This is a genomic window from Psychroserpens mesophilus, assembly GCF_000826645.1.
Classification (GTDB): Bacteria; Bacteroidota; Bacteroidia; order Flavobacteriales; family Flavobacteriaceae; genus Psychroserpens; species Psychroserpens mesophilus.
Genome location: NZ_JXJP01000003.1, coordinates 42,471 through 64,722, shown reverse-complemented (window position 1 = coordinate 64,722; position 22,252 = coordinate 42,471). Strand labels below are relative to the sequence as shown.

The 22,252-nt window shown below is 34.7% G+C and carries 11 protein-coding genes; 6 read left to right on the top strand and 5 right to left on the bottom strand.

What is annotated here, in order from left to right; translation table 11 throughout:
• Nucleotides 1-11: 11 nt before the first annotated feature.
• Complete coding sequence (locus TD18_RS04140; protein ID WP_040248920.1) at nt 12-629, bottom strand: peptidase associated/transthyretin-like domain-containing protein; 618 nt, start codon at nt 627-629, stop codon at nt 12-14.
• A gap of 449 nt (nt 630-1,078) precedes the next feature.
• Between TD18_RS04140 and TD18_RS04135 the strand changes: the two genes are divergently transcribed.
• The 6 genes from TD18_RS04135 to TD18_RS04110 all read left to right on the top strand — a co-directional run bounded on the left by TD18_RS04135 (nt 1,079) and on the right by TD18_RS04110 (nt 16,452).
• The gene (locus TD18_RS04135; protein WP_040248918.1) at nt 1,079-1,552 is read left to right on the top strand and encodes a hypothetical protein; all 474 of its coding nucleotides are present in this window, start codon (nt 1,079-1,081) and stop codon (nt 1,550-1,552) included.
• Between the two features lie 278 nt (nt 1,553-1,830).
• Nucleotides 1,831-3,144 (top strand): hypothetical protein, encoded by a 1,314-nt coding sequence (locus TD18_RS04130; protein WP_040249728.1) that lies wholly within the window; start codon nt 1,831-1,833, stop codon nt 3,142-3,144.
• A gap of 40 nt (nt 3,145-3,184) precedes the next feature.
• The gene (locus TD18_RS04125) at nt 3,185-4,648 is read left to right on the top strand and encodes a T9SS type B sorting domain-containing protein (RefSeq protein WP_040248915.1); all 1,464 of its coding nucleotides are present in this window, start codon (nt 3,185-3,187) and stop codon (nt 4,646-4,648) included.
• 1 nt (nt 4,649) lies between these two features.
• The gene (locus TD18_RS04120) at nt 4,650-7,127 is read left to right on the top strand and encodes a PorP/SprF family type IX secretion system membrane protein (RefSeq protein WP_040248912.1); all 2,478 of its coding nucleotides are present in this window, start codon (nt 4,650-4,652) and stop codon (nt 7,125-7,127) included.
• Nucleotides 7,128-7,199: 72 nt separating this feature from the next.
• Nucleotides 7,200-15,419: a T9SS type B sorting domain-containing protein gene (locus tag TD18_RS04115; protein ID WP_040249725.1), complete on the top strand. Its 8,220-nt coding sequence runs from the start codon at nt 7,200-7,202 to the stop codon at nt 15,417-15,419.
• Between the two features lie 31 nt (nt 15,420-15,450).
• Entirely contained in the window at nt 15,451-16,452 is a 1,002-nt protein-coding gene (locus tag TD18_RS04110; protein WP_040248909.1) for a PorP/SprF family type IX secretion system membrane protein, read from the top strand.
• 17 nt (nt 16,453-16,469) lie between these two features.
• On the opposite strand, the gene TD18_RS04105 is transcribed toward TD18_RS04110, so the two are convergent.
• From TD18_RS04105 to TD18_RS04090, 4 genes are all read right to left on the bottom strand, one after another.
• The gene (locus TD18_RS04105; RefSeq protein ID WP_040248906.1) at nt 16,470-17,747 is read right to left on the bottom strand and encodes an NAD(P)/FAD-dependent oxidoreductase; all 1,278 of its coding nucleotides are present in this window, start codon (nt 17,745-17,747) and stop codon (nt 16,470-16,472) included.
• Nucleotides 17,748-17,831: 84 nt separating this feature from the next.
• A complete protein-coding gene (locus TD18_RS04100) occupies nt 17,832-18,386 on the bottom strand; it encodes a DUF4251 domain-containing protein (RefSeq protein WP_040248902.1) in 555 nt (184 codons plus the stop codon).
• 37 nt (nt 18,387-18,423) lie between these two features.
• On the bottom strand, nt 18,424-18,792 hold the full coding sequence (locus TD18_RS04095; protein ID WP_040248899.1) for a hypothetical protein: 369 nt from the start codon (nt 18,790-18,792) through the stop codon (nt 18,424-18,426).
• Between the two features lie 146 nt (nt 18,793-18,938).
• Nucleotides 18,939-22,211 (bottom strand): glycosyl hydrolase, encoded by a 3,273-nt coding sequence (locus tag TD18_RS04090; RefSeq protein WP_040248897.1) that lies wholly within the window; start codon nt 22,209-22,211, stop codon nt 18,939-18,941.
• Nucleotides 22,212-22,252 lie beyond the last annotated feature (41 nt).

The following is a 22,252-nucleotide window of genomic DNA, read 5'->3' as shown; positions in this document are numbered from 1 at the left end:
TCACTTACCTCCTATTTTGTAGAATTTTCTGCTGTTTTGAGAATAATATCCTTTTCAACCACATGTAATCCATCTACAATTTTAGGAGTCAGTATTCGACTAGGATCTCCTTTTTTAGTTAATCTTTTGCGACATGTTTTCGTTAGAAACGGGTCGTCATTAAAAAGAAATGAAGCAATCTCATAGGCGTCTTTAGAAGGCTCTTTTACAATAGGAAATAGTTGTTGCATTTGATTGTAGCGTCTATCGTTTCCAGGTATGTACGTGTAAAATGTATACGTTCCATCAGCATCAGTTTTTATCCAGCCTCTGTTATATACATAACGCTTCTCATTAGTATAACGCAAATCAAAATCGCCATTCTCATCGGCCTGATCAATATATAATATTACATCTTTTGCTGGAGTAACACCATCACTTTCATAGATAGTTCCTGTAATCTTGAGTTTATTCAATTTAGATTCAAATCCAGGAATCGTATCTGTGTTATTTAATTGCGCTTCAGTGTAATCATATACTGGGCTACGTTCTATAAAATCTTTAGAATTATCAATAGATGCTTGAGCATTCACGAACGTGGTACTACTAATAAAAAAAGTAAGGCAAATCGAAGTAAATAGGTATTTCATTGTCAATAAGTATTTTGGGATACATCAAATTTCTATGATTTTCATTCAATAACTCAATAAAATCGAATTAGCGTAACATTAGTACGACGAAATGAATCAATCTGCAAAATCTATCGATTAAATACGTGCATTTTTCAATTTAAAACGATAGAATTATGGTTTTATAAATGACTAAAATTTATATTGATTATTAAGAAGAAAATTTCATTAAAGTAGAAAAAACTGAAGTTAAAATATTCAAAATTGAACATTTCAAGAGAATATAAACCACTTAAATCACAATAGTATTTCATCGTAAATATTTGCATTTTATCTAGTAAAAATGCAGTTTAACCAAGAAATATGCATTTCATATGGAAAAATAATTTGCAAAAAAATCTGAAATATTGTTGTTTTTTTTAATAAAATGTATAGATTTGTTTCACCCAGATTAACTAAAAACTCGAAAAATGAGAACAAAATCTACTTTATTAATCCTATCTTTTTTTCTGATTGCTAGCATCAGTTTCGCTCAGGATAAAAAAGCCTCAACTAAGAAAAAAGATGCTTCAATGAACATCATAAGTGGTAAAGTGAACATTTCTAAATACCATAGTCATGATGAATTAGACAGAATGTCAAAAGGCGAATTACTCACTTTATATACCGAACGTATTAAAGTTATCGTAAATATTTTACCAAATATTGCTTTTGCCACAAAACCTGGTATCACGATGTCCGATTTAGGGATTCCTGATACTAAGGAAAACAAAAAAGCACTTGAAAACAATGTTGAAGCTTCTGTAAGTTATTTTGATAGTACAATTGAATTTCAGAAAACTATATTACCATATTCAGACACAAGAGATTTAATTGCTGCTATTCTTTTTTACGAAGAAACACTAAAATCCTTACACACCTATAACGATTATAAAGCTGATTAGTATTAGCCATATTAATTTCCGTTTTTGAAAAGCCTCAACCCAAAATGTTGAGGCTTTTTTAATGCACCATAGTTTCAATTTTAAAACAATTGATTATCTGAGCATTAGCTTATCACTACACTTTAACATTAAAATTCTTATATTTTGTAAGAAAAATACTATTCAAGTATCAAAAAAGTGTATTTCATCGATATTATTTGCATTTCATAAGTATAAAGCCTATGTTTGATACTTATATTTAAGAGCCCACTTATCTAAACTAAATGAATTTAACCACTATGAAAAAAATTACTCAATTTGCACTTTTGTTCTTACTAGTGTATGGCAACGTTTTTGCCCAGCAAGAAAAGGGAATAACTGGCTATGATAATTGGCTAAATCCTTGGACTGAATTTAAACCTAATAAAGTTGATTACGGTAAGCCTACTCAAATCTTAAGTGGAAACATTACCAGAGACACCAAATTGTACAAAGGAGATGTTTACATGTTATTAGGAGATGTCTTTGTAACAGACAGCACGACACTTACTATCGAACCTGGCACAATCATCATAGGTGATTTTAAAACCAAAGGTTCTTTAACTATAAGTAACGGATCTAAAATTGTTGCTAATGGAACGCATACCGATCCAATAATATTTACCTCTGGAAGAAGTTTAAAAAAACCAGGAGATTGGGGCGGATTATTCATTCTTGGTGATGCGCCAACAAATACAATTAGTAAAGAAAATGTGTTAAACTTTGGATTAAATTCTTCATCTGCTAAAGATATAAGCTATGGTGGAACTAACTCAGATAGCTATTCAGGAATTTTAAAATATGTTAGAATTGAGTTTGCCGGAAAGCGAACTAAAGATTATGGATACTTCAACGGATTAACACTGGCTGGTGTTGGTCAACAAACTATTATAGAAAATGTTATGGTAAGTTACTGTGAAGGTAATTCCTTTAACGTTATTGGTGGTGAAGTTAACCTTGAAAAATTAGTGTCTTATAAGTCAAGTATTAATGATTACGAGTTTAATTATGGTGCTCAAGTTAACATATCTAATTCTTTAGCAGTGAGATCTCCTTATGCTTCTGGTGCAGAAGTTTCGAGATGTATTAATGCCATTTCTTATGATAAAAAAGAAGATGCCGATTTCGCTAAAAGTCAAACTAATATTGAAGCACAAAACTTAACCTTAGTCAATATTAGCGACAATCTTGATAACGATATTAAAATAGGATTAGTCAATGAAGCTATTTTCATTGGAGAACATGTGTCTTTTACAATTGATAACAGTGTCATATCTGGTTTTAATCCTGCTGTGATTTTTGATAATAAGATTACAATCAATAGTCAAAACTTAGACAGAATCGGATTTACAAGAACGTATTTCAACAACTGTAAAGGCAACATCTTCATTAAATACAATCCTAATAATGAGGATTTAGAAAACTGGTATGGAAACAGAGCATTTAACAATGTCTATTCTAAAGGTCCAGATGCTGAAACATTTATCGATTTAAAAAATTCAAGTAAACCCGATTTCAGATTAAGAATAAATAGAATCTTTGCTGCCAATGATGACATTGACGACAACGATTAAAAAAATAAATTGCTTATAGAATAGAAAATTACAGCCCCAAATGTACACTACTAAAATTGCATACAAATTATATTTTGGATTATGCTTTTTTGTCCTATTTACTCAGGAACAATTAAATGCACAACTAGTTATTGGAACTCCAAATCTGGGGTTTAGTCAGGCATGTGCCAGTGAGTCATTTAATACGTATAGCACAACTTTTGTGTTTTCTCCTGCAAGTGCATTAAGCGCTTCAAATCAGTTTACAATTGAAATGTCTAATGCTGATGGCGATTTTTCTAGTCCAACTGTAATTTTCACCTCTAGTCCAGGAAGTGTAACCTCCTCTCCTGCTACACTAAATTTTTCATTACCAGAAACAACAGCTGGTGAAAACTATAAAATAAGAATTAAAAGTTCTGCTCCTGCTGCAACGAGTTCAAATTCATCGTCGTTTGCGGCTTACTATAAAATTCAAGATTCGCCTTTCACCATCAATAATTTAGTTGCAACTGCAGCTTACTGTTCTGGTGGAAACTATCTTTTAACGATCGATAATCCAGGTTCTGAAACAAATGATTCTCCTTTAAATTATCCATCACTTACATTTAACTGGTTTAAAGTTACTGGTCCTACAACTTCTGTTTTTGTTGCTGAAGGATCTTCTTTAACGGTAAGTGAAGAAGGCACTTATTTTGTTGAAACCAATTACGGAACTTGTACTTCTAATTCTTTTTCAAATCGTGTAACCGTTTCTGCAGTGTCTTCAGGTGAAGCAAATGCTGAAATTGTTTCCAGTTTAGGAAACCCATATTGTCCTGGTTCTGGTGTTACAACCTTAACCACTTTATCTGGAAACAGTTACCAGTGGTTCAAAAATGGTGTTGTTATTCCAGAGGCTACAAATCAAATGTATGAAACCAATGAATCTGGAACCTATGCCGTTCAGGTTGATTTAGGAAGTTGTTCTGCTACTGGAGCTATTGAATTAGTGAGCGAATTGTTTGATGCTTCGATTAATGTTTCCGAAGAAAATACGATTGAAAACGATGAAAGTCTTTACATTTTTATTACTACTGATGCTAACAATCCGGTATTTGAATGGTATTTAAATGATGTTTTAATCGCTGATGCAGCCACAGATAATTATGATGCTACCGAAGCTGGTCTATATAAAGTTATTGTTACTGAAACTTCTGGTTGTATTGCTTCTAAGGAATTCACATTTGAGATTAATGAAGCTTTAGATCCCTTCCCAGATGTGGAAAATATTCCAAATATTGTGAGTCCGAATGGTGACGGATTCAATGACACATGGATCATTCCAACGAAATATGTCAACGGAACTGATACCAATGTTTTGATCATGACCAATCGTGGCGAAGTTGTTTTGCAAACCGATAACTATCTCAATAACTGGCCAGATACCAATTTAAATTTAACTAATATAAATCAAGTGTTTTATTATGTGATTACTACATCAGATAATGACACTAAAAAAGGCTCAATAACCGTCGTAAGATAATATGAAAACGCATCTATTGGTTTTAATATTATGTTTCTGTTCTATACAGATGTTCCACTCTCAAGAAGATGATGGCGTGGTTGCGCTTAGCCTGCCTGTAAGAAACTCTTTAACCTTTAATAGATTCGTAATCAATCCAACCTTTAGTTTTGTACGTGAGCAACACAAATACATTAGTTTTTTTAATAAGAGAGAATGGGTTCAGTTCGATGACGCTCCTCTTACCTATATGGCAAGTTATTCAGGACGTTTTGGCGAAAATATTGGTGCCGGACTTGGACTGTTTCAACAAAATTATGGTGTTTTAACAACTTTTGGTGCAACTACAAACTTTGCCTATAACGTAAGAATGAATAGGGATAGTAATCTCACTTTCGGACTTAATATTGGTGCCTATAAAAGCGGACTTAACTCCGGAAGTGTGGTTTCTAACATTGATGATCCTGCATTGCAAAATATTCCAGATAACTTTTTACTTACTATTAATCCAGGAATTAATTACGGACTGGCATTTATAGATATCGGACTTTCAATTAACAATTTAGTGGTTTACAATTTTGAATCATCTCAAATGCTGAAAGACAATCCGGAACAAGGCATTCAGGCACATTTAATGTACACTGGCTATATGAATAGCAGAGGTTTTTTTGATGAAGCTAAATTTTCAGGTTTATTACGTTCTGAATTTAAAACAGATGAAACTATTATTTCTGCACAAGCAATGCTTACAATACCAAAAGGAATTTGGGCTCAAGTTGGTTATAATTCGGTATTTGGAATGTCAGGCGGTTTAGGATTAAATATAACGCCACAAATTGCTGTTGAATACAACTACGAAAAAGCCATTGGTGATTTAACAACCTTTGGTCCTTCTCACGATATTACGCTTGCGTATAGATTTAAAAACAGAGATCGCTACGATTATAGTAGTGGTGATGACGTTTCTGGTTTGATTTCAGGAAACAAAAGAAAACCAGTCATTTCAAAAATTGCAAAAGCTAAAGCTGAAGCTAATAGAAAATTGGCTGCTGAGAAAAAAGCTGAAGAAGAAGCACAAAAAGAAGCTGAAGCACAAGCCATTTTATTAGCAGAACAAAAAGCACAACAGAAAGCTGATGCACAAGCCAAATTATTAGCAGAACAAAAAGCGCAACAGGAAGCCGAAGCGCAAGCCAAATTATTAGCTGAACAAAAAGCACAACAGGAAGCCGAAGCGCAAGCCAAATTGTTAGCTGAACAAAAAGCACAACAGGAAGCTGAAGCGCAAACAAAACTATTAGCTGAACGAAAAGCACAACAGGAAGCTGAAGCGCAAGCCAAATTATTAGCAGAGCAAAAAGCGCAACACGAAGCTGATGCACAAGCCAAATTGTTAGCTGAACAAAAAGCACAACAGGAAGCTGAAGCACAAGCCAAATTATTAGCAGAGCAACAAGCGCAACAAGAAGCTGATGCACAAGCCAAATTGTTAGCAGAGCAAAAAGCTGAAGCACAAGCCAAATTATTAGAAGAACAACAAGCACAACAAGAAGCTGAAGCGCAAGCCAAATTATTAGCAGAACAACAAGCAGAAGAAAATGCTAAAAACGAAATCATTAATAATCCTAAGGATGAGCTTGGAAAATCATTGCTAGAATTAACGAAACAAACCGAGGAAGCTAAAAAATCGCAAAATGATTTATTACAGCAATTCGATGATATTGTTGGTATTAAGAATCAAGATCTTAAAGATTTAAAAGAAGAAAATGATTTAAGCGAACAAGGTATTGCTGTACAACCAAAACCTTTTAAAAGTATCACTGCTGAGAACAATGCTTTAAATGCTATTAAATCTAATTTAGATAATATCATTACTGAGAGAAATAAAAAGATTGAGGAGTTACAAGAGTTATATAACGATAATTTTGAAGCGGATACGCTTTACAATGACGAAGTGTATTTACACTACAGAAAAACATTAAAACGGTTAAAAACAGAGCAGGCTGAAGCTGTAGCGACTAAATCACAATTAGAAGTAAAACTTCAAGACATTAAGGTTAAAACCGAATTTGAAAGAAGACGACGAATCAAACGTGCTGCTTTTGATAATGAAGAAGAACGTTATTCTCAAGATAGAGCTGCTCTAAAAAATATTAAACAGACAACAGCTTTAACTAATACAGTATTAACAGAAGACGATTTCGATTTTGGAGAAGAACAAACCAGTAACATCCAGATTCTTAAGAATGTTAATAATGTTGAAGATGGCTATTATTTAGTTATTGCTGTTCATACAGATAAGGAAAAGAGAGATGATTTTGTTAGAAAAGTTGTAGCCTCTGGCAGAACAAATGTAGATTTCTTCTACGATGTTAGCAGCAGTAAATACTATATCTATTATGACAAATTTGGTAGTATTGAAGAAGCTAATAACGCTATGAAATCTAAAGGAAACAGACCATATAATAAAAGCATGTCCCTCGTTAAAATAGAAAATTAAATAAATTACTAAGGCCCAATTTTATTTTTAATAATGCCCAAGTTAAAAATGGAATTAAAAAAATTAAGTATCATGAAAAGACCTACATTTTCTAGAATCGCCATAATCGTTATGCTATTATGTTTTGGCCTTCAATCACATTCGCAGAACTATGAACCGTTCACACCTAGATTTAATCAGGATTTAAAAGGAGATATTATCCTTATTGGTAATAATATTCTCGGACCAGACAATAATGCATTTAATGACAATTCAGTATATAATCATAATGTAAATATGACCTATATTGATATTGATGGTGATGCATCTACGTTTAGTTCTTCTAGTGCAGATTTAGATATTCCAAATCCAAATTGCTACCGAATTATTTATGCTGGACTATATTGGGGCGCTGTTAATCCAGGAAATGAACCTATAACTGATGTAAAGTTTAAAGGACCAATTGGTGGTTATAATGACATCTCAGGAACTATAATCTATGATGCAAATGGAACAACCGTCGATGGTGGAGATAGCTTTTCTTATGCATGTTTCGCAGATGTTACTGACATTGTAACTAGTTTCGGTTCTGGTACAGATTTAGGTACTTATACTGTAGCAAATGTGTCTTCTGGTGAGGGAGAAACTGCAAATTTCACACCTTATAACGGAACAGGGCAATCTGCTGGATGGTCACTTTTTGTTGTTTATGAGGATCCGACATTACCTGGAAAATCGATTACAAGTTTTGATGGGTTTAGTGCCATTAGTGTTGCAGGTGGAAATCCGAATTTAGACATTCCTGTGAATGGTTTTAGAACCGTTCCTGCTCCTGCTCCAGTACGTGCTAATTTTGCTTTTGCAACTTTAGAAGGTGACAGTCCGATTTTAGGTGACAGATTACGACTTAATGGTATTAGTTTATCAACTGCAGACCGACCAGCTTCAAACTTTTTTAATAGTTCGGTAACGCAGTTAAGCGCTATGCCAGTTAATAACAGAGTTCCGAATAGCACAAATACGTTAGGGTTTGATACAGGAGTCATGGCGATTCCTAATCCTGGAAATTCTGTGATCGCAAATGATGCAACTTCAGGAACCATCCGATTAGAAACCAGTGGAGATACGTATTTTCCTTACTTCTTCGCTTTTGCTGTTGATATTATAGAGCCAAATATCGTCCTTACAAAAATTGTTGAAGACGATGCAGGTAATAATATTGGAGGTGAAACTGTTGAATTGGGTGCATCATTAAACTATGTTATAGGTTTTCAGAATACAGGAAATGATAATGCGACTAACTTCCAGATTAGAGACATTCTTCCTGTGAATATTATCTTCAGTTATCCAGATGATTTAATACTTCCTCCTGGTGTAACGGTGAGCAGTTATAATCCAGTAACACGAGAACTTATTTTTGATGTAGAAAATTATCTTGTAGAGGAAAATGATCCTGTTTACGAAATCCGTATCGAAGCGCAAGTGGTTGATGGATGTAATCAACTAGCTGATGCTTGTTCAAATATTATTAGCAATCAAGCATTTGCTTCTTATAATGGTTTCTTTAATCCGACTTTTCAAATTACAGACGATCCAAGTTTAAGCAGTAATACTGGGTGTTTATTATCGCCTCAAGCTACCAATTTCTTAGCTGAACTTGACTGTGTTTTTACCGAAGAGATTGTTTTATGTGGTGATAGCGTAGATTTAACAGCTGCTGATGGTTATGATTCATATTCATGGTCAACGAGTGCGAGTGGAACACCTGTTATAGGAACGACACAAACCATTACTGTAACGAGTACTGGAACATATTATTCATTCAATACTGCAATTGCGCCATGTCAGTCAATTGAACAGGAATATGTAGTTGAATTATTTGGTTCTACGGTTGAAAATCCGGTAATCCCTTATGCAGATGAGGTTGTAACTTGTCCGAACGATGGAAAGCTGTTACCTAACATCTTTTTGTGTGGTGCCAATGATACGCGGTTTATTGAAACCAATATTGCTAGTGCAACTTCAATTATTTGGGAACAATTAGATGAAAGCAGTTGTGCTGCGGTTTCAAATTCAGATTGTGCTAATGAAGACAATTCTTGTACATGGAATGAAGTTGGAAATGGACCAGACTTTTTAGTCGATACTGCAGGTCAATTCAGATTAACCATCAATTATGAAGGTGGTTGTTTTGTTCAGTTTTATTTCAACGTTTATCAAAATTTACTGGAGCCATCAGTTATTGCCACAGATATTATTTGTACTACTCCAGGTTCAATAACGGTTTATGATGTTCCATCGGGTTATGAATATAGTTTAGACAATGTGAATTTCCAGACCAGCAATGTATTCACGGTAACTACAGCTGGAAATTACACTGTTTACGTAAGACAAATAGGTGTACCTACTAATCCATGTGTATTTACTGTTTTAGATGTTCTGATTAGAGATCGAGATTTTACAGTTTCGACAACAATTCTACAACCACTTTGTCATGGCGATTTGGGAAGCATTCAATTAGCTGCAAATGATGTTGATCCTCAATATTCATATGCGCTATATCAAGGAGCAACATTAGTTAATAGTGTTGGACCAATTGTAGAAAATACCTATATTTTTGAAAACTTAAATCCAGGAACATACACAGCAACCGTTGAAACTGAAAATGGCTGTACATTCTCTGAAGACATCACTATTATCGAACCTCCTTTACTAACAGTTACGGCTGCTATTACAGTTCCGTTAACATGTTCTGATGGTGAAATAACGGTGTATCCTGAAGGTGGAACGCCTCCTTATTTCTATTTTATTAATGGGTCAACAGATTTTCAAACCGTTCCTGAAATCGTAGTAACTACAGCTGGAATTTATGATATTACTGTTGTAGATTCGAATAACTGTAGCGCAAGCACAACAATTACAGTTGACGCTATTCCAGAACCTGTATTCAATATTACAACAACAGATATTACCTGTGCTGATGCAGGAAATTCTGGAGCAATTACCATAAATGTAACTGCTACAAACGGATTTAATTTAGAGTATAGCATTGATGGAGGTCTGACTTTCTTCAATTACAATACATTTAACGGACTTACAGCAGGAGATTATGATGTGGTCGTTCAGTATTCAACAAGTTCAACTATTTGTACTAGTATTCCTGAAACAGTAACTATTCTTGCTGGCGATGCTATTTCTGGAACAGCTGAACTTACATCAGATTTTACTTGTAATGGAACAGGTACAATAACAGTGACTGGTGTTACTGGTGGAGATGCTCCATATATGTATAGTATTGATGGTGTGAACTTTCAAACTAGTAACATTTTTACTAACCTAACCGCTGGAACATATACCATAACCATTCAAGATGCAAATATTTGTACATCTGTAACAAATGACATTACAATTGATGCTTTAAATCCACCAACAGATTTAGCATTTGATAACACACCTATTACTTGTCCGACAAACACTAGTACTGTCACTATTACTGGTGTAACAGGAGGAACTGGAGCTGTAGAGTATCAAATCATTGCTCCAGCAGCAAGTGCTACAGCGTATCAAACTTCAAATGTGTTTTCTGGATTAGAACCAGGCACTTACACGTTTCAGGTAAGAGATGAAAATGATTGTGTTTACAGTGAATCGTATACCATAGACCCTATACCAACGCCTACTGTCAATGTTATTCTAACAGAAGATTTAAATTGTACGGCGTCTCCTGATGCTGTTATAAACGGAACGATTACTGGACCTTCGCCTTATACGTATGCAGTATCAATTAATGGTAGTGCTTACAGTTCATTAGGAGCAACTGGAGCAACATTTAATTATACAACAGCAACAGCTGGCACCTATCAATTTGAAATTACTGATGCCAATGGTTGTACTGCTGAGTCTTCAGTGATTACGGTAAATCCAATTTCATTTCCAGACTTAAGTCTAATCGTTCAAACACAAAACATACAATGTCATGGTGATGCAACTGGAGCACTTGAAATTACAATTGACACTTCTGTAGGTACACCTCCTTTTGTAATTAATATTAATAATGATACTACTGCGACAAACTACGGAACACAAACTTCGGGTTTACCAGCAGGAACATATACGGTTACTGTAACTGATGCTAAATCGTGTACAGCAACCGAAATTATCACTATAGATGAGCCTGACCCAATAGTTTTAGATTACACAACTGTAGATATTACGTGTACTACAGGTGGTGTTTCTCAAGGTTCTGTGATTATAAATTCTGTAACTGGCGGAACTGCACCTTATAATTATTTTGTTACAGGAACAAATGGGTATTCAAATTCTGAATTAAATAATGCAGGATCAACTTCTGTAAGTTTTGATGTCGTTGATTTTGGTTTATATGAAATCAATGTGGTAGATGCTAATGGTTGTTCTGTATTGGTTCAGGATGTACTGGTTGCCTCTCCTCCAACAGATTTAGATATTATAATTACGTCATCAGTAGATTGTCTTACTGGTGGTGAAGCGGTTGTAAGTATAGGCTCTTCATTAAGTAGTGCTGGACCTTTCTATTTTGATATCTATCAAGGATTTATACCTCCTCCACCTCCAGGTGGCACATGGATTCCTGAAGATGCACCAAATAGTGAAACAGCTACTTTTACTGGTTTAACTCCAGGAATTACTTACACGTTTATAGTGTATGATGCATCAACAAATTGCACCTATTATGAGCCTGCAACTACGCCAATTCCAACAAATTCAACATTAACACTAAGTGCTGTAAGTTCAAATAATATTACTTGTACAGGTAGTGCTGATGGTAATGTTACCTTTACTATAAATAGTGTTTACGGAACTCCTGTTAATGTAGATTACGAAATATTTGATTCATTAACCCTAAATTCAACAGGTATTACTGGCTCAGGAGTTGTTCCTGCTGGTGGATCACTTGTAGTTTCAGATTTAGGTCCGTTACCATTTGGAAACTATTTTGTTTCTATTTCTGAAACATCAGGTCCAAACTCAGGTTGTGGTGTCGTAACGAGTCCGTTTAATATTACGGAATCTGCATTTCTTTTAGACATGACAGTTTCTATAGATCAAAATGCCAATTGTAATGCAAACTCAGGTGTCATTAGTGCTGTAGCACAAAATGGTATAGCGCCTTATTTATATCAGGTTACAACTACTCCTGGAGCTCCTTTAGCAACTGATGCAAACTGGGCTTCTGCAAGTGTTTTTAATTTAGATTCTGGAAACTATTATGTACATGTCATTGATGCTTATGGGTGTATTCAAAGTAGTCCTGTTGTGGTTTTATCAATGGATCCTACGCCTGTAATTTCAGCTACCGTTGATAATTTATGTACAACAACCGAAGGGAACTTTGAAATAGAAGTTGCATTAGATACTGCAGGTGTTGGACCATATAGTTTTAGCATCAATGGTGGAGCTTTCCAAACACAAACAGCTCCTTTTACAATTTCTAACTTATTTTCTGGAACACATACCATCGAAATTCAAGATGTTAATGGTTGTGGAAATTTAGTTTCAGTTGACGTTGCTGCTCCAATAGAAATTTCAGCAGACATTACTGCACAAACAACCTGTAGTGATGATGATGGTGAAATAACAGTTATTGGAAGTAATGGTTCTGGTTCATATACTTACAGTATTAATCCGAATCCAGCTTCTATCAACTTAACTGGTAACATCTTTACTGGAGTACCATCTGGAATATATACGATAACAATTACAGATACTGTAACGTCTTGTACAAACGAAGTGACTATCTCGTTACCGGAAGCTATACCTCCTACAGTTTCAATAAGTTCAACATCAGTGACATGCTTTGGTGATAACTCTGGATCGTTTGAAATGAATGTTAATGGCTATTCTGGTACTTACACCTATGAAGTATTTGATAGCTTAGGTAGTTCTGTAACTGGAGTTGTAAATGCTAACACATCAACAAATCCTTTAACTGTTACAGGAATGTCTGCAGGAAGCTATTCTGTTGTCATTACAGAAACTGATAATCCGTTTTGTTCTGTAACATCAAGTGTTATCATCTCATCACCAAACGAAGCTTTAACTTTAATAGCTTCTGAAACTTCTAACGTAACTTGTGATAACAGCGAAGGTACAATTTCGGCAGTTGCAAGTGGAGGTTGGGGAACTTATGAATATGAATTAACTGGAGATGCTTCAGTTGGATATTCCTCTAATGGAACATTTACGGATTTGTCGGCTGGTAACTATACTGTGAATGTTAGAGATGCTGAAGGTTGTATCGCTTCAGTAGATGTTGTTTTAGTTGCACCTACTCCTATTGATGCAACATTTGTTCCGAGTACTACACTTTTACCTTGTTTTGGTGATCAAAATGCTTCAATAACAGTTACTAATGTTTCTGGCGGACAAGGAACTGAGTATTTATATACCTTAAATACTATTTTACCTACAGTTAGTTCTTCAGGACCACAGACCTCAAACGTATTTACTGATTTAGGAGCTGGAACATATTCTGTAACGATAACTGATAGTTTAGAATGTTCATTAACTTCAGTAGAAATTGTGATTGCTGAGCCTACACCTATTGAGGCAAATTTAGTAGCTGCAACAACACAAACATGTTTAACTGAATCGACCTTAACCTTAAGTGCTTCAGGAGGAACCGGACCTTATACGTATAGTGCAGATAGTACATTCACTACTGTTTTAGGGACTTTTACTTCATCCACAACATTTTCGGTGCCTTCTGGAACGTATCAATATTACATTAGAGATGTGAACGGTTGTATAGCTAATGTGTCTAACGAGATTACTATTGATCCACTTCCTTCATTAATCATCAATTTAGAATCTACAAATCCATCAATAAACTGTAATGGTGATAATAATGGAACTATTATAGCAACTGCTGAAGGCGGATTAGGAAATTATGTTTATTTCTTAGAAGATTCTGCAGGAAACACAATACCTGCAACGCAAAACAGTCCTGGAATTTTCACAGAATTAGTAGCAGGAACGTATATCGTAAATGTGGTAAGTGGTGATTGTGAAACGGCTTCTGCACCAATTACTATTACACAACCAACTGCGCCTCTTGAAGTTGAATTTACAGTTAATAATATCACGTGTAGCGGTAATGATGATGGTGTTTTAATAATTAATGCTACTGGAGGAACAGGAGCCATTCAATATGCTATTTCACCACAGTTAAATCAGTTTTTTGAAACAAACGTTTTTGAAAATCTAGCTGCTGGAACTTATGATGTGATTGTTCAGGATCTACTAGGTTGTTACGTCACTTTCAATTTTACGATTACAAATCCAGAACAAGTTATTTTGAGTATTGTTCCAAATTCAATGTTTGAAGAAACCTGTGATGGCGAATTAAATGGAGAATTTAGCATCGATATTTCTGGCGGAACTTTACCATATAGTGTGAGTCTTGATACCTACGATGGTCCTTATACTACTGGAGCAATGAATCAAACCAACTTCGATTTCAACGGATTAGCTGGTGGAGATCATATTGTTTATGTACGTGATGCAGAAGGCTGTGAAACTGAATGGAATATTTCATTCCCGAATTCCGTGGTTATAAATCCTGAAGTTGAAATTGAATATTTATGTGAAAATAATACGCTGACTAATATCGTTACTGTAACTATTAATGAAGATGAAACTGATCTTTCACAATTAGACTATTCTCTCGATGGAGGACCTTTCCAGATAAGTAATGTCTTTACAAATGTGGTTTCTGGAGTTGATCATTACATTGATGTTCGTCATACCAATGGTTGTATTGTAACAACAGCATTATTCGATATTGAAGATTATGAGCCGATTTCCCTAATTCTTACTGAAGGTGATGAACCAGGTGAGATAATTGCTGAAGCTATTGGAGGAACTGGTAATTATACCTTCTATTTTAACGGTCAAGACTATGGTGATACCAATACATTTATTGTTACTACGGAAGGCGTTTACACCATTAGAGTTGAAGATAGTGCTGGTTGTGAGGCTGTTGCCAGTATTAACATTACCATTTTAGGACCTTGTATTCCAAATTATTTTACACCTAATGGAGATGGCACAACAGATACTTGGGCACCAGGTTGTGTTGAAGATTTCCCGAATCTTACCTTCGATATTTTTGATAGATATGGACGTAAAGTAGCCACTTATAACGTTGGTGAATACTGGGATGGAAGATATAACGGAACAGAATTACCAACAGGAGATTACTGGTATGTTGTTAACCCTAACAGTCCGATTTTAAAGAGACAGTATGTTGGACATTTTACACTTTACAGGTAATTGTACCTAAAGAATTATAAACTACAATGAAATGAAAAAAATTACACTATATATTCTTTTTTTGGTCTTTACTTCTAGTTATGGACAAGAATTAAATTTACCCGTTTGGACTCAATATCTGGCTGATAACGATTTTGTTATTTCCCCTACTTATGCTGGTATTGGAGATAATCTAAAAATTAGAGCTAACGGATTAACACAATGGGTTGGAATTAAAAACGCTCCAGACAACCAGTCGGTTTATTCAGATTTTAGAATTGCAAGTCGGTCAGGTGTTGGAATTTCAGCATACAATGACAGAAATGGAAATACACGTCAGAAAGGTGTGAAATTCTCGTATGCGCATCATCTTATTTTAGATTATACCTCGAAACAGTTTTTATCTTTCGGAATATCATATAACATTAACAGTTTCAGAATTGATATAGAAAATTTCCGTCCAACTGAAGAAATCCCAATTGTTGATCCGAGCATTACTGATGATAGAGCAATTTCAAACAATAACTTTGATGTTGGTTTCCTGTATCGTTATAAAGATTTCTATTTCAGTTTTAATGCGAATAACTTCTTGAGTAAAGACCTTGATGACTTTATAGGCTTAGAGCCTAGCAAACTATTAAACTACCAAGTATATACAGGTTATGTGTATTCTCCAAAACGAAATAATAGTGTGGAGTTTGAACCTTCGGTATTTTTTCAAATGTTTGACAGTGACAACCGTTCAAGTACTGATGTTAATTTTAAATATAGAAAATTTAATAGAGATGGCGATTACTATTGGATTGGAGCGTCTTATCGCTTTTTAAACGATCAATTTTTTAAACCTCTTAATGTTGGTCCGATGGCTGGAATTATGCATAACGGCCTCTATTTTGCCTATGCCTATCAAATGACGATGAATGATCTTTCCGGTTTTAATTCAGGAACACATGTGATTACTATTGGAATCGATTTATTACAGGGGATTAGCGAATGTGCTTGTACTAGAGGAACTAGTTACAGAAAGCATAGAAATAATGGAACAAACAGATAAGTATTACGATTATTAACTTATAAATATTCTGAAGTTAACTCTTCAACCCGTAAACCATCTTCCAATGCTAATATGAGTCCTTCAGCCGCACGTTGTCCAGATAACATGGCAGCATTTAGTGAACCGTTTAGCTGTTGATCACCTGCAAGAAATATGGTAGGTTTTAATTGGGTTTCCGTAGGCGAACAATCATATTGAAGATTATTTAGTTCTGGTAAAGCTTTTGTGATCTGATAACGTTTTAAAAAATGTGTATTTGAAATACCGCATAATTTTTCTAATTCAATCTGAACATTTTCAATAAGACGTTTTTCGTCAAGATTATGATTTTTAACAATCGTTACAGAAAGTAATTCTCGTTCAGTTTCCGAAGCTGTATTTAGGCTACTATGAAAAAACAGATTATTAATGAGTGCATTCCTGTCGGATATCAGTCCGATAATTGGTTTATCAATGGCTCTAGTTTCCATCGTAAAATACAAGTTATCACAAGACTTCCATTTCGTAGTTTGTTTTAAATTAGGAATAAGATGGCTTGCTTCTGTGGCGATAATTGAAAAATGAGTACGGATTTTATCACCATTCTCTAGAACCAAATGATCATCATTTACAGCAGTCACCTTTGTATTAAAACGAATTGATGTTTGCTTCAATTGTTTTTGTAGATATCTTGGTATTGCTTCAATGCCTGCTTTTGGTAAGACGGCATGACCTTCTCCAAACATTTTATAGACAAATTTGAACATCCGACTAGATGTATTCAATTGTGGTTCTAAAAAAATACCAGCAAAAAAAGGTTTATAAAACTTGTTAATAATATCCTCAGAAAATCCTTTAGATTCTAAATAACTTAAAGTTGTAGTTTCAGGAGAAGAAAAGATAGTTTCAATAGAAATCTTCTTTAAGGTCGAATTTAATTTTAAGATTTTAAGCTTATCACCAATAGTACCAATAGACGAGGATAATGTTGAAAATAGTAACGACCAGTCTCTCAAAGGATCACCAATTGTACTTCTTTTTCCATCAGTGAAAATAGTTGCACCTGGCACAAATTTCTGCAATTCCAATGCATTAAAATCAAGATACTTTTGCGCTTGTGGATAAGCATCTAATAACACTTGAAAGCCATGATCAAGCTGATAACCATCGATGACATCAGTTTTAACGCGACCTCCTACTCGATTTGAGGCCTCAATAATGATTGGATGATATCCGTTATCTTCTAGGACCTTAGCAGCTATTAGACCACTCACGCCTGCTCCAATAATATGAATTTTATAGCTTTTCTTTTCCATTTTGTAAAGATAATATATAATCTATTCAGAAGTAAGGGATGTACGATTTATCAAACGAAACTAAAAAATAGTATCACTAATAAGCTACCTAGTGGAAACCACTCCTGAATATCGAATAGGCGTACGAGTTGAACTGTTTAATAAGATCGAAGTATTGAGATTTGGAAATATCGTAATGGTAAACCAAAGTAACTCTGTTTGCGTTTTGGCATCAAATGAAATGATATAACTATGATCTTTAGAATTTGCTTCAACACTGTAATTCTGTAACATAGTTTCCATATTTATTGAAGTATCAGAACCATTATACCCAGCATTCATTCGACGTTCACCAAAATAAGGCAGTTCGGCATAAATACTGTCTCCTACAATTCGTAAGTAATTAACATTTCCAATTAAATTAATCTGATTAATAGTGCTTCCCTGAGGAAGTATACCAGAATTCTGAAGTGAAGCCATACCACTAGTTACTTGAGGATAAGCCCTATCTGACACTATTTCAAAATGTTTGTCATTAACCAATTCTGCAAGTTGATTTAGTTGTTCTGGAGTTACTTTTGTTTTGCTTGAACCACAAGAACTCAAAAGACTAAAACCAAAAACAATCAACACACAGAAACCTTTGTATATGAATTTCATGTGTTAAGAATTATGAATGTTAAAATTACCATTTTTATCATGGCTTAACTATTTTTAATGGTTGGATTTCAGGCTTAATCTTTTTATAGACCTGCATTTGGATTCTGGTCAAAATGTCATTCATGTCTAAAGTTTCTTGCGCTTGTAATTCTACTAATGCTGTGAGCTGCTTACGTCCTTCATACTTAGATTCAATGTTTTGCTTTCTTAATAAATAGTCTTCAACTTTAAGTTTAAACAATGCTTTTTGTTTTGCAGTCATAGACAGTTCTCTATCATAAGCATCAGTTATAGAATCTGCCTTAGCTTCAACTTTAAGGCTCCCATCATTAATTGGTGGATATTGTTGAGCAAAACCCAAGGTTAAACTTAATAACAGTAATAGTGTGGTGATTTTTGTTTTCATAGTAATTGTTATGTAATTGATTTATAATAATTTAAAAAACACAACCGACAAACGCAAGTGCTTTAAATAAACCTTAACAATTCATGATAAAAAAAATCAGCTACTAAGAATAGCAGCTGATTTTAATATCAATTAAAAACTTTACACTAGTCTTTATAACCACGTCCAGGAGTGTATCCTGCACCAGAAGCAATTAGTTTGTCCTCAAGTTGTTTAATATCTACATTATAAACAGCTTCAACTTTTTTCTTAATAGCACTTATTTCACGCTTAGCTATTGCAAAACTATTTTTGTGAGTTTCAGTAGGCGCTGAGGTTGAATATTTCTGCTCATAGCTAATGATTCCAATTCTATTTGCAGGTGATTGTGGCTGACTCACATCCAAACTACTTTTTACAGGATCGCCATACAATTCAACACTTATATTTTCAAGTTTATCTTCAATAGCCATTACTGAAGCTGTTAAAGTTTCAAAAGGTTGTTCTGAACGTTTAATCGCAGCTTTGATGTAACGCAATTTATTGTACGTTTCATTCATAATGGTTTGTGTTGCGGCATAATCGGCTTCAAGTTGTGAAACTCCTTTCTGAAAAGCTACTTTAGCTGCTCTGTCTTCCGCAGGCATAACTGTATTTTTAAGTGCTTTTACTGTAAACGATTTAGGAGCAACCAATGCGGTCATTGAACCATCCTTAAACAAATCCATTTGTACAGTGTATGTACCTGGTTCAACTAAAGTCCCTTCATCTATTGGTTCCCAAGGATTGTAAAATGAAGACGTACTTAAATTAATCGGATTTGGCAAAGTATACCTTAAATTCCAATGGAAACGTTGCACACCTTCTTTAGGGGTTTGGAACTCTTTTTTAACCACAGTACCAGAACTATTTTTAATGGTAAAAACCAATTGTGGGTCTTCCTCGCTACGTTCAGCTTTTAATTGATCATAATTAGGGTAAGGTGTGTCCTTTCTATTTTTAATCAGTTCTTTTTCTTTTTCTGAACGCTTGTCTTTTAAGGATTCGTAAGTTTCATTGTAGTAGTAAGTAATCATCGCTTCAGGACCTAAATTTTCAGAAGTATAAAAATTATCACCTTGGAATGCTTTTCCTGGCAAACCTAATGGCGAACTACGCTCCCAACTTAAGGCTTCACGAATAGGAAACAAAATTGCTGTTTCTGAAGGCTTACTGTTTTCAATAGTACGTAATGCTGAATAATCATCAAGCACATAAAAACCTCGTCCGAATGTTCCCAAAACCAGATCGTTTTCACGTTCTTGAATTGTCATATCTCTGACTGCAATTGTTGGTAATCCAGCCGATAATTCTTTCCAACGTTGTCCTTGATTCGGAGAGAAGAAAGCACCATATTCTGTTCCACAGAAAATTAAATTTTTGTCCACATGATCTTCTTCAATTGCATACACACTTCCTTTTGGTAAGTTATTGCTAATGTTTGTCCATGTTGCGCCTTTGTTTGAAGACATAAATATATACGGTTTAAAATCGCCATACTTATGATGATTAAAAGCCACATATATTACATTCACATCGTGTTTTGATAAATACACTGAATTGACATACGACTGATTTGGCGCTCCAGGAATATTAGAAATTTCCTTCCAAGAGTCTCCTCCATTTTCAGAAATATGAACCAGTCCGTCATCTGTACCAACAGCTAATAAGTTTTCATCAATTGGAGATTCAGACAATGCTACAACAGCTCCAAACAATGAGGTTGATCCGTTTTTAGCAACTGCATCAATACTCACGACACGATCATAAACTTTTAAAGTATTACGGTTAATTTGTTTCGATAAATCATCACTAATCACATTCCAGCTGTTTCCATAATCATCAGAACGAAATACTTTATTTCCGGCAAAATATAAGCGTCCGGATTTGTGTTTACTTACCGCTAAAGGTGAATCCCAGTTAAAACGATATGCATCTTCTCCATCACGTTCTGCTGGCTGAATACCTACAATTTCTCCACTTAATTTATCAAAACGTACTAAGAATCCGTTTTGCGATTGTGCATAAACGATGTTTGGATTTTCAGGATCAATTTGAGATTCGAAACCATCACCTCCATTGGTAATGAACCAGTCGAAATTTGTGATTCCGTGATTTGTCAACACCCTCGAAGGTCCACCAATACTAAAATTATCTTGAGTACCTCCATAGACGTTATAAAACGGATAATCATTATCGACAGCCACTTTATAAAATTGGGTTACAGGAATATTTTCTTTAAAATCCCAAGTTGCAGCAGCATCAAAGGTTTCATACATACCACCATCACAACCTACAAGCCAATGCTTATTATTATTAGGATTTATCCACATACAATGGTTATCGACATGTTTAAACACTTCTCCTACACCTTCAAATGTTCGTCCACCATCATGACTCACTGACATCCATGTATCCATAGAATAAATGGTATGAGGATCTACGGGATCTGCAATTATTTCTTGATAGTAATTACCACTGGTAACATGAGAGCTTCGTTTTTCCCAACTTGCGCCTCTGTTCGTAGATGCGAAAAAACCTCCTTTTCCGTCTGCTGCTTCTACAATAGCATAAATAATTTCTGGATCTGCAGGAGAAATAGATAAGCCAATTCTTCCTAATTCAACACTAGGCAAACCATTTTGACTTTTTGACCATGTTTTACCACCATCTGTACTTTTATGAAGACCAGAACCTGGTCCACCTCCAACATATGTGTATACATGACGTCTGCGTTGAAATGTAGACGCATAAAGCACATCAGGATTATTTAAATCCATAACCACATCATTAACACCAGTATGTTCGTCAACTGTTAAAACAGCTTCCCAAGTTTCACCTCCATTAGTTGTTTTATATAAACCACGATCTCCTCCTTTACTCCATAACGGACCAATTGCAGCAACAAATACAACATTAGAATCGTCGGGATGCACAATGATTTTACCAATATGCTCCGACATTTTTAATCCCATGTGTTTCCAGGTGGTACCACCATCTATAGATTTATAAATACCATCTCCATAGGACACAGACCGCTGGTTATTATTTTCTCCTGTGCCAACCCAAATCACATTGGGATTATTAGGATCAATAGTGATACATCCAATTGAATACGAACCTTCATTATCAAAAATTGGTGTGAATGTTACTCCTGAATTTGTCGTTTTCCACACGCCTCCAGCAGAAGCTGCCACATAGTATTCGAATGGATTGTTAGGATTTACAGCAACATCTGAAATTCGGCCTGAGGTTAATGATGGTCCGATACTTCGCCATTTTAATCCATTAATTTTTATGTCATCTAAAGGTTGTTTATCTTCTTTTTTCTCTTTTTGAGCAACGACAGATTGCAAACAAAACAATGTACAAAGAAGATAGAGGAAAGTTGTTTTTTTCATTTTAAAAATTAGTTTTTAATAAGTCTTTAAAGATAAGAAAG

Coding starts and splice junctions, on each gene's coding strand:
- TD18_RS04105 (WP_040248906.1), bottom strand. CDS start 17,747: ATGGAAAAGAAAAGCTATAAAATTCATATTATTGGAGCAGGCGTGAGT.
- TD18_RS04130 (WP_040249728.1), top strand. CDS start 1,831: ATGAAAAAAATTACTCAATTTGCACTTTTGTTCTTACTAGTGTATGGC.
- TD18_RS04125 (WP_040248915.1), top strand. CDS start 3,185: ATGTACACTACTAAAATTGCATACAAATTATATTTTGGATTATGCTTT.
- TD18_RS04115 (WP_040249725.1), top strand. CDS start 7,200: ATGAAAAGACCTACATTTTCTAGAATCGCCATAATCGTTATGCTATTA.
- TD18_RS04100 (WP_040248902.1), bottom strand. CDS start 18,386: ATGAAATTCATATACAAAGGTTTCTGTGTGTTGATTGTTTTTGGTTTT.
- TD18_RS04090 (WP_040248897.1), bottom strand. CDS start 22,211: ATGAAAAAAACAACTTTCCTCTATCTTCTTTGTACATTGTTTTGTTTG.
- TD18_RS04140 (WP_040248920.1), bottom strand. CDS start 629: ATGAAATACCTATTTACTTCGATTTGCCTTACTTTTTTTATTAGTAGT.
- TD18_RS04110 (WP_040248909.1), top strand. CDS start 15,451: ATGAAAAAAATTACACTATATATTCTTTTTTTGGTCTTTACTTCTAGT.
- TD18_RS04120 (WP_040248912.1), top strand. CDS start 4,650: ATGAAAACGCATCTATTGGTTTTAATATTATGTTTCTGTTCTATACAG.
- TD18_RS04095 (WP_040248899.1), bottom strand. CDS start 18,792: ATGAAAACAAAAATCACCACACTATTACTGTTATTAAGTTTAACCTTG.
- TD18_RS04135 (WP_040248918.1), top strand. CDS start 1,079: ATGAGAACAAAATCTACTTTATTAATCCTATCTTTTTTTCTGATTGCT.